Origin of the sequence: Psychroserpens mesophilus, assembly GCF_050617655.1 — a bacterium.
Taxonomy (GTDB): Bacteria; Bacteroidota; Bacteroidia; order Flavobacteriales; family Flavobacteriaceae; genus Psychroserpens; species Psychroserpens mesophilus_A.
The window spans coordinates 538,445-549,414 of record NZ_JBODQC010000002.1 but is presented as its reverse complement, the minus strand read 5'-3'; the positions used below and the strand labels follow the sequence as shown (position 1 = coordinate 549,414).

Here is a 10,970-nt window from a genome sequence, read left to right as displayed (position 1 = left end):
GAATGTGAGCGTGATTTGGCAGCAGGACCATATGTAATAACAGTTGATCCAGCACCAGAAGCAGATGTAACTGCACCAGAATTTGATTCAAACATAGCATGTTCAGATGCAGCAGGTTTTACTGCAGCAGATGCGACATACAGTAATGGATTAGAAGGTACAGCATGTGAAATTTCAGGAAGTATCGAAGCAGTAGTTGTAAAAGATTACACAGCATGCGGAGGAACAATCACAATCACTTACAATGGTAAGGATGAATGTGAGCGTGATTTGGCAGCAGGACCATATGTAATAACAGTTGATCCAGCACCAGAAGCAGATGTAACTGCACCTCAATTCCCATTAGATATTGAATGTGTTGATGCAGCAGGCTTTACTGCGGCAGATGCAACATACAGTAATGGATTAGAAGAAACAGCATGTGAAATTTCAGGAAGTATCGAAGCAGTAGTTGTTAAAGACTATACTGTTTGTGGAGGAACAATTACAATCACTTACAATAGTCAGGATGAATGTGATCGTGATTTGGCTGCTGGTCCATTTGTGATTGAAGTTAAGCCTGCGCCAGCACCAGTATTTAATTCTATCGAAGATGATAGTATTGCTTGCGAGGATTTAGCTAGCTACGTTCCAGAAACATTAGGATACTCTAATGGTATTGATGGAGATTGCGGTATCAATGGAAGTGTTCAAGGTGTTGCAGAACCATTTGATGGTAGCTGTGGTACATTTGAAGTTAATTTCTCTTACGAGTCTTGTGGAGTGACAATTAATGCGTCACAAACCATTACAGTGATTGATGAAACTGCTCCTATATTAGTAGGTGAGTTACCTCAAGGGTTATCAGATGTAAATGCATGTTTAGCAGATGCACCTGCTCCGCCAACTGAGGAGGAAATTGAAGCCTTATTTACTGATAACTGTGGAAATGTTAATGCAACCTTAGCCATCACTTCTCCTGAAGAGAATACAGATTGTCTATGGGCAGTATTATACAGATATACAATTCAAGATGATTGTGGAAATTTTGCAGCACCAGTTAAGATCTACCATAATGGTGGAGATAGAACAGCACCAGAATTAGTAGGTGATTTACCAGAAGGTGTTACAGGTTTACAGTGCTTAAGCGAAAACCCAGGAGCTCCAGATTTGGCAGCAATTGAAGCAGCTTATACTGATAATTGCGGTGATGTTATTGTTACACCATTTGAGCCTAATATTGTAGGTGATGATTGTGGTTGGACAGCTACTTACGAGTATGAAATTAAAGATACTTGTGGTAATAAATTACCAAACTTACAGATTGTAAACAGCGGTGCAGATACAATGGCTCCAGAATTAGAAGGAGAGATTCCAATGGGAATGAACACTGTAAATGCATGTAAAGATGCCGATTTAGGTGAGCCAACAGAAGAAGAGATTGCAGAATTATTCTCTGATAACTGTACTGATATTACTGCTGATAACGTAACTAAGATAGAAAAATTAGCTATAGGATCAGATTGTGAGTGGATTAGAGTGTTCGAATACATCGTTAAAGATGATTGCAATAATGCATATCCAACATTTAAAATCAACTACCAAGGTGGTGATTCAGAAGGTCCAATGGCAACTGGTCAGTGTACTGATGAAGTAATGGTTCTTAATACTAGCGATTGGGATGGCTTAGCTTGTCCAGAAGATGCAACTATTTCTTTGGAAACAGGTGATGAAATCTCTGTTGATTCAGAATGGACAGTAGGAGGAATTCCTGCAGGACAAATAGGATCAATTTATGGATGTTATACTGATAACTGTACTGCAGTTGAAGACTTGGCATTCACAGTAATTGGAATCAATGAAGATAAAGGAACTTGTTCTACGACACTAACTATTACTTTTGATGTAGAAGATAGTTGTGGTAACAAATCAGCAGATCCTTTAGTATGTACATTTATTATAAATGATACGACCGCTCCAGTATTAGAGTGTCCAGCAGGTGAAGATTTTGGTGTAGTAACTGAAACTCCAGAATTTGCTGATAAAGCATCTTGGACAGATAACTGTCAGGGAAGTGGAGATACTGCAGACTATACAGATTCAGAAATTACTGAAGAGCAAGGAGATGTTGTTTATGTAGAAGGAGATTATGTATTTACTTTCCAAGCAGGTTATGTATTAACATTAGGAGGTCAGCCAGCTGGTACTCAAAATGATAATCCATACTACACAGGATCTATAACAACAAATGGTAACCCATCACCACAGTATGGTACTTTCGAAGTTGTTTTCAATTCAACTACTGGAGAGTATGATGTATGGCAAGATTTCGGAGACGGACCATTCGTAGCAGGTTCTGCAAGTGCAGATGCATTTGAAACATGTGATCCTGATAACTGGTACTTCATTCCTTTCAATGGGCATAACAAGGCGTTTACTTTAGAATGTCCTCTGTATTCAAGTTCAACAACTTATACATTAGTACGTACATTCACGGCTAATGATGGTTGTGGAAATATTGGAGAGTGTGATGTAACATATACTTGGACTATTGGACAAGGTTGTGATGACGTTGCGCCAGTATTAGATTGCCCAGCAGGTCAAGACTTTGGTATTGTGCAAGCAGCTCCAACAACATTTGATACATCTGTACCTTTTACAGATAATAATGGTGATGGTGTAACTACAAACTTTACAGATGTAGATACTTCAGAACAGTACTTTGGAGAGTCAACTGAATTAAGTATTGGTTGTATTGAAGATGGAGAATTATTTGCTGTTGTTAATTTTGTAAGAACAGGATTTAATAGTGATGGTATTGCAGAATATGCTACTGGTACTAGAGATGATGCGCCTCAGTTTAGTTATGAGTTAGTTTATGACTCTACTTCAAGTACTTGGATAACTGAAGAGTATGAGAATGGTGTATTCTTATCGAATATATGGTATTCTCCATCTACTGATAATGCACCTTCATGTAATCCAGCTGAATGGGATATTGATTCTAGTAGATGTGATGAAATCTTTGTTGATTGTGGATTTGCTGAATTAGATTACACAGAGTATACTAAAACAAGAACATTTACAGCGACAGATGCTTGTGATAATGAAGCTTCTTGTGATGTGGTTTATACTTGGGTAATTGACAATGAGCCAAACTTTAGAGATACTAATTATAATGTTGTTCCTAATAGTGATATTAGATCAATAGGATTATCTGGTTCTCAAGAAGAAAGCAATGTTGATTTCAGAGCGTTCCCAGTACCATTTGATAATGAGGTAACAATTACATATGAATTTGATTACAGAACAGACGTAACTATTGAATTGTTTGACACTAAAGGTCTTTTAGTAACGAACATAACTAACGGTAGATATGTTGCAGGTTCAACAGGTAGAACTAAAATAGATCTATCTAAAACACCTAGTCAAGTGTTATATGTGAAGTTAACTACTAATCAAGGAAGTGTTACTAAGAAGATTGTATCTTCTGGTAAAAATTAAATTAATGTAAATAATTAGGGTTTTACCCTAAGGGTATATAAAAAAAGGCAGCTAGAAATAGCTGCCTTTTGTTTTACTTTAATTTCAGTTAATTAAGTTGAATTAGTTTTTAGTAAGCTTTTATTTATAAGAAAATTGTAATGTTAATTTAAATTAATTTTAATATCCAAAAGCCTTACGAGGAGAATGTTTTAAATAACTAGAAGGTTACTTAAAGAAATTGTAAGAGTTTGTTACTCTAGTGCCTATTATCAGTAACTTAAGAGATGTTTTCTATATAAAATTATAATCAGGTAGAATGATTTCTAAAAGCAGAAGCTTAATAAGAAAGCAATAGTTTAAGATTTAAAAACCATGCTTATGATTGATTATGTTTTGTTTAAAACTGAGTCAGCCCAAGTTATGGCTTCATCTATGGTATCTAGAATCTCAAAAGGTTTGTTTAAAAATAATTTTTCTATTTCAGCATTACGTTTTGCTTTATAATCTGAAGAGACAACACAAAAACCAGCAAGATTATCTATTTTAGAAGTTTCCTTATACACAGCAGGGTCTACGGCATAAGAATACAGACGATGCGTAATATAAACGAATCGAGTATTTTTATAATAAGTGTCAGCAACATTTAATAAAACAGAATTATGATTTGGTGTGACCGTAACACCTTCGTTGATTACAACTATCATGTAGTTATCATAAATGTGCATCGTACAAAAATCATACTTTAATACATCTGTCATATTTAAAATTAATAATAACTGCATTGGAATGCAAAAAAAAAGCCTAGAATTTTCTAGGCTTTTTTTAAAGTGTTACTATTAAGATTCAGAATGCTTTTTAGGTTTCTCAATTTTTATAGTTAATTCATCAGATTTTGTGTCTAAATCCATAATAATTTTATCACCTTCCTGCAATTGTGAATTTATGATTTCTTCAGCTAAAGCATCTTCAATATATTTTTGAATAGCACGTTTTAATGGTCTTGCTCCATATTGCTTGTCAAATCCTTTTTCAGCTATATAATCTTTAGCTTTATTAGAGAGTTTTAGTTCATAACCTAAATCTTTAATACGCTTTATAAGATGTGTTAATTCAATATCAATAATTTTGTTGATGTCTTCTTTTTCAAGAGCGTTAAAGACCATTACATCATCAATTCTATTAAGAAATTCTGGAGCAAATGCTTTTTTAAGGGCATTTTCAATGATACTACGACTATTATCATCTGCCTGTGCAACTTTTGCAGATGTTCCAAAACCAACACCTTGTCCAAAATCTTTTAATTTTCTGGCACCAATATTAGAGGTCATAATAATGATGGTGTTTCTAAAATCAATTTTACGACCTAAACTATCTGTAAGGTAGCCATCATCAAGTACTTGTAGCAACATGTTAAAGACATCAGGATGTGCTTTTTCAATTTCATCAAGTAAAATAACAGCATAAGGTTTACGTCTAACTTTTTCAGTTAGTTGTCCACCTTCTTCATAACCAACGTATCCTGGAGGTGCACCAATAAGCCTGGAAATAGCAAATTTTTCCATGTACTCGCTCATATCTATTCGAACTAATGCATCTTCGCTATCAAATAATTCACGAGCTAGCACTTTGGCTAATTGTGTTTTACCAACACCTGTTTGCCCTAAAAAGATAAATGAACCAATTGGTTTGTTAGGATCTTTGAGTCCAGCACGATTACGCTGAATGGCTTTTACAACCTTTGCAACAGCTTCGTCTTGACCAATGACCTTTCCTTTTATTAATTCTGGTAATTGTGCCAGTTTATTGCTTTCTGTCTGTGCAATTCTATTTACTGGAATTCCTGTCATCATCGACACCACATCTGCAACATTGTCTTCAGTTACAATTTCTCGGTGTTGTTTGGTCTCTTCTTCCCATTTTTCCTGTGCTAGTGCTAATTCTTTTTCTAAGCGTTTTTCATCATCTCTTAACTTAGCAGCTTCTTCATACTTTTGTTTTTTAACAACCGTGTTTTTGGTTTCTTTAACGTCTTCGAGTTTTTTTTCCAGTTCTAAGATTTGTTTAGGCACATCAATGTTCGTGATGTGAACTCTTGAACCAGCTTCATCTAAAGCATCAATGGCTTTATCAGGTAAAAAACGCTCAGTCATATACCTGTTTGTCAATTTGACACAAGCTGCAATAGCTTCATCTGTATAATCAACATTGTGATGTTCTTCGTATTTTCCTTTAATATTATTAAGAATTTCAATTGTTTCTTCGACACTGGTAGGTTCGACAATTACTTTCTGAAAACGACGCTCTAAAGCACCATCTTTTTCTATATATTGTCTGTATTCATCAAGTGTCGTGGCACCAATACATTGAATTTCCCCACGTGCCAATGCAGGCTTAAACATATTTGATGCATCTAAACTGCCTGTTGCGCCTCCAGCACCAACAATGGTATGAATTTCATCAATAAACAGAATGATATCATCATTTTTTTCAAGCTCGTTCATGACTGCTTTCATACGCTCTTCAAATTGACCTCTGTACTTTGTACCAGCAACTAAACTGGCTAAATCTAGAGTTACAACACGTTTATTAAAAAGAATACGTGATACTTTACGCTTTACAATTCTAAGAGCTAAACCTTCAGCAATGGCAGATTTACCAACACCTGGTTCTCCAATAAGTAAAGGATTGTTTTTTTTGCGTCTGCTTAAAATTTGAGACACACGCTGTATTTCTTTTTCTCGACCTACAACGGGATCTAATTTACCTTCCTCAGCCATAACTGTTAAATCTCTTCCAAAATTATCTAAAACAGGTGTTTTAGATTTTTTTGTAGACTTTGAACCAGTTTGACCAAAAGGATTTTGCTTTGCCTCATCATCTTCGGTTGGCTCATCATCAGAAAAAGATTCTGCTTTTGGCTCATCTATAAAATCATCTTCGTTTGTTATCATAAATTTGAATTGTTCTTTAACATTATCATAATCCACTTTTAACCTGTTTAACAGTTTCGTTGTTGGATCGTTTTCATTTCTTAAAATACATAATAATAAATGTGCTGTATTAATTGATGTACTTTGGAAAAGTTTGGCTTCTAAAAACGTTGTTTTTAATGCGCGTTCAGCTTGTCTGGTGAGATGAAGATTTTTCTTCTCGTTAGAAGTTACAGTAATATTAGGGTTAGCAGGACTAAGTATTTCAACTTTACGTCGTAAGTGATTTAGGTCAATATCTAAAGCACTTAAAATATCAATGGCTTTTCCGCTACCATCGCGAAGTAAGCCTAACATTAAATGTTCGGTACCTATAAAATCATGACCTAGTCGTAAAGCTTCTTCTTTGCTAAACGCTATAACATCTTTAACTCTTGGGGAAAAATTATCATCCATAGTAAACTCTTTCTGCATTAAAAATAGTAAAATCAAGTATAAAAAGGCAAAAACTATACCTTAAAATATATTAATAGTCTAATAGACTAAAAAAACTTTACAAAATCAAAGTTTTTAACAACTAACTTATTAAAAGAAAGCATCAAAATTTGTTAATAAAAAATATTAAAAAATGGCTTAATAGGTTCTGTAAACACTATGAAATTGGTTATCTTAGCGTGTTTTGAAAACCTACAAAAAATCTAATAATTTTATTTATGGCAGAAGGAGAAAAATTGATCCCTATTAACATAGAAGATGAAATGAAATCGGCTTACATTGATTATTCAATGTCAGTCATTGTGTCACGTGCTCTACCAGATGTGAGAGATGGTTTAAAACCTGTTCACAGACGTGTATTATATGGTATGCACGAATTAGGTGTTAGATCTAACACAGCCCACAAAAAGTCGGCTAGAATCGTTGGAGAAGTACTTGGTAAGTACCATCCACATGGAGATACATCAGTATATGATGCTATGGTTCGTATGGCTCAAGAATGGAGTTTGCGATATATGTTAGTTGATGGTCAAGGAAACTTTGGATCTATTGATGGAGATAGTCCTGCAGCTATGCGTTATACTGAAGCACGTATGCGTAAGATTTCAGAGGATATGCTAGCAGATATTGACAAGGAAACAGTTGATCATAAGTTAAATTTTGATGACACTTTACATGAGCCAACCGTCTTACCAACCCGTATTCCTGGTCTTCTCGTAAATGGAGCATCTGGTATTGCTGTAGGTATGGCTACCAATATGCCTCCTCATAATTTGAGCGAAGTTGTTGATGGAACTGTAGCTTATATCGAAAATAATGACATTGAAATTGATGAACTTATAACTCATGTAAAAGCACCAGATTTCCCAACAGGAGGAACGATTTATGGATATGATGGTGTTCGTGAAGCTTTTAAGACTGGTCGCGGACGAATTGTCATGAGAGGTAAAGCAAGAATAGAAGAAGTACAAGGAAGAGAGTCTATTATCGTTACCGAAATCCCATATCAGATTAATAAAGCTGATATGATTAAGAAAACAGCAGACCTTATTAATGATAAAAAAATTGATGGTATATCCTTAATAAGAGATGAGTCTGATAGAAATGGAATGCGAATCGTTTATGTATTGAAGCGTGATGCCATTCCAAATATCGTACTGAACATGTTGTACAAGTATACAGCATTACAATCATCTTTTAGTGTGAATAATATTGCCTTAGTGAATGGCAGACCGCAATTGTTGAATCTTAAAGATATGATTCATCATTTCGTTGAGCACAGACATGAGGTGGTTGTGAGACGTACAACTTATGAATTACGCAAAGCGGAAGAACGTGCTCATATCTTAGAGGGATTGATTATCGCCTCAGATAATATTGACGAGGTTATTGCGCTCATTAGAGCATCTTCAAATGCAGATGAAGCCAGAGAAAAGCTAATCGAACGTTTTAAACTTTCTGAAATTCAGGCAAAAGCTATTGTAGAAATGCGTTTGCGCCAGTTAACAGGATTAGAACAAGACAAGTTACGATCTGAGTATGAAGATTTGATGAAAACTATCGAAGATTTAAAAGACATTCTTGATAAAAAAGAACGTCGTATGGATATCATTAAAGAAGAACTTTTAGTAGTTAAGGATAAATATGGTGATGAACGTCGTTCACAAATTGAATATGCTGGTGGAGATTTAAGTATCGAAGATATGATTCCAGATGAACAGGTAGTAATAACTATATCACACGCAGGTTACATCAAACGTACTTCACTTACTGAATACAAGACGCAACATAGAGGAGGCGTTGGTCAAAAAGCATCAACAACTCGAAATGAAGATTTCTTAGAGCATTTATTCGTAGGAACGAACCATCAATATATGTTGTTCTTCACTCAAAAAGGAAAATGTTTCTGGATGCGTGTTTATGAAATTCCTGAAGGAAGCAAAACGTCTAAAGGAAGAGCAATTCAGAACTTAATAAATATAGAACAAGACGATAAAGTGATGGCTTTTATTTGTACTCAAGACTTGAAAGATGAAGAGTACATTAATAGTCATTATGTCATTATGGCTACTAAAAATGGTCAGGTTAAGAAAACAGCTCTAGAGCAATATTCTCGTCCGAGAACTAATGGAATAAATGCCATTACTATTAAGGAAGACGATGAATTGTTAGAAGCAAAATTAACAACTGGTAACAGTCAGGTTATGCTAGCTCTTAAATCAGGAAAAGCGATTAGATTTGAAGAGGCTAAGACTCGTCCAATGGGAAGAAACGCTTCCGGTGTTAGAGGAATTAAATTAGCACACGATAAGGATGAAGTCATTGGAATGGTCGCTATTGAAAATCCTCAGGACGAATCTGTATTAGTCGTTTCTGAAAAGGGATATGGTAAAAGAACATACATCGATGATCCGGAAGATGGAGAAGCGGTTTATAGAATTACAAACCGTGGAGGTAAAGGTGTTAAAACGATTTCAATTACTGAAAAAACAGGTCATTTGGTAGCTATTAAAACCGTTACAGATGAAGATGACTTAATGATAATCAATAAATCAGGCATTGCCATTAGAATGGCAGTAAATGATTTGCGTGTTATGGGTCGTGCTACACAAGGAGTGAAATTAATCAATCTTAAAGGAAGTGATTCTATCGCAGCTGTAGCTAAAGTGATGAAAGATGAAGATGAAGACGAATTAAATGAAAATAATGTTGATATTCAAGGTGTTAATGAGGATGGCACAACTCTTGATATTAACGAAGAAGAATAACAACAATTAACACTAAATAAAACAAAGTAATAATGAAAAAACAATTTATAGTTGCTTTAGCACTTTTAGTCAGTACTTTTTCTTTTTCCCAAAAAGATGAACTAAAAGATGCAGAAAAAGCAATCAAAAACAACGATTTCGCAGATGCCAAAGCTGCAATTCAATCAGCAAAACCTCTTATTGATTCAGCAGATGATAAATTAAAAGCGAAGTTTTATTTTTTAAAAGGACAAGCTCTGTATGCAAATGGAGCAGGATCCAATAAAGATGTAGACGACGCTATTGAGAGTTTTAATATGGTAAAAGACATTGAGTCTAAATCGGGTAAAGAAAGATACTCTTCTGATGTGGATGAATTGAAGAAAGAGATGCTTAGTAATTTCATCACCAAAGCAAATGCCGCTTTAAAAGAGAAGCGTTACATGGTTTCATCTGATGGATTTGAAAAAGCATATCGTATGTCACCACAAGATACATTGTATCTTTATTATGCAGCATCAACTGCAGTGACCGCTCAAGATTTTGATGAATCCCTAAGACTTTATGAAGAATTAAGAAATTTAGGGTATACAGGTATTGAGAAGGGATATACTGCAACCGTTAAAGCAACTGGAGAAACAGAAGATTTTGACACCAACAAATCTCTGAGAGATGTTTCAGTTAGAGCTGGTACTCATATTGCTCCAAAAGAATATACTAAAGAATCAAAATCTGCTGAAATCATTAAAAATATAGCTCTTATTTATATTAATAAGGGAGAAGATGAAAAAGCAACAGCAGCTGTTAAACAGGCCAGAGCTGAAAACCCAGATGATGTATCGCTTATAATTTCTGAAGCTAATATTGAATTAAAGTTAGGAAATAATGCTAAGTTTAAAAGTTTAATGGAAGAAGCTACGTTAAAAGATCCTGATAATCCGGTACTTCGATATAATATTGGTGTTATGACGATGAAAGAAGGAGAATATGAAGCTGCAAGAGCTTCGTTTAAAAAGGCTCTAGAGCTAGATCCAACCATGCAAGATGCAGCGCTTAATATTTCTACCACCTATATTGAAGAAGGAAATAATCTTGTAGAAGAAATGAACAGTTTAGGTACATCTACTGCTGATTTTAATAGATATGATGAGTTAAAAGAGCAAAAAGTAAATCTCTTTAAAGAAGGGGCAAATGTTTTAGTACAGTTTTTGGAAAGCAACCCTAAAGGAAGTAATGGTATTTTCCAACAGCTCAATAATATTTATTTAGCCATAGGAGAGGTTGATAAAGCCAATATGTATAAAGCTAAAATTAAAGAATAATTTCAAATATT

Annotated in this window: 5 protein-coding genes; 3 read left to right on the top strand and 2 right to left on the bottom strand. The window is 34.7% G+C overall.

What is annotated here, in order from left to right:
* Positions 1 to 3,483, top strand: a 3,483-nt coding sequence (locus ACRHNM_RS06745; protein WP_431134940.1) for a T9SS type A sorting domain-containing protein, incomplete at its 5' end; no start/stop codon positions are given.
* 368 nt (positions 3,484 to 3,851) lie between these two features.
* On the opposite strand, the gene ACRHNM_RS06740 is transcribed toward ACRHNM_RS06745, so the two are convergent.
* Entirely contained in the window at positions 3,852 to 4,223 is a 372-nt protein-coding gene (locus ACRHNM_RS06740; RefSeq protein WP_431134938.1) for a hypothetical protein, read from the bottom strand.
* Positions 4,224 to 4,301: 78 nt separating this feature from the next.
* A complete protein-coding gene (locus ACRHNM_RS06735; protein WP_431134957.1) occupies positions 4,302 to 6,851 on the bottom strand; it encodes an ATP-dependent Clp protease ATP-binding subunit in 2,550 nt (849 codons plus the stop codon).
* Between the two features lie 257 nt (positions 6,852 to 7,108).
* On the opposite strand from ACRHNM_RS06735, the gene gyrA reads away from it, so the two are divergent.
* The gene (gyrA, locus tag ACRHNM_RS06730; RefSeq protein WP_431134937.1) at positions 7,109 to 9,658 is read left to right on the top strand and encodes a DNA gyrase subunit A; all 2,550 of its coding nucleotides are present in this window, start codon (positions 7,109 to 7,111) and stop codon (positions 9,656 to 9,658) included.
* A gap of 32 nt (positions 9,659 to 9,690) precedes the next feature.
* Positions 9,691 to 10,959 carry a tetratricopeptide repeat protein gene (locus ACRHNM_RS06725; RefSeq protein WP_431134935.1) on the top strand — a complete coding sequence of 423 codons (1,269 nt, stop codon included), beginning with the start codon at positions 9,691 to 9,693 and terminating at the stop codon, positions 10,957 to 10,959.
* Positions 10,960 to 10,970: the final 11 nt, after the last annotated feature.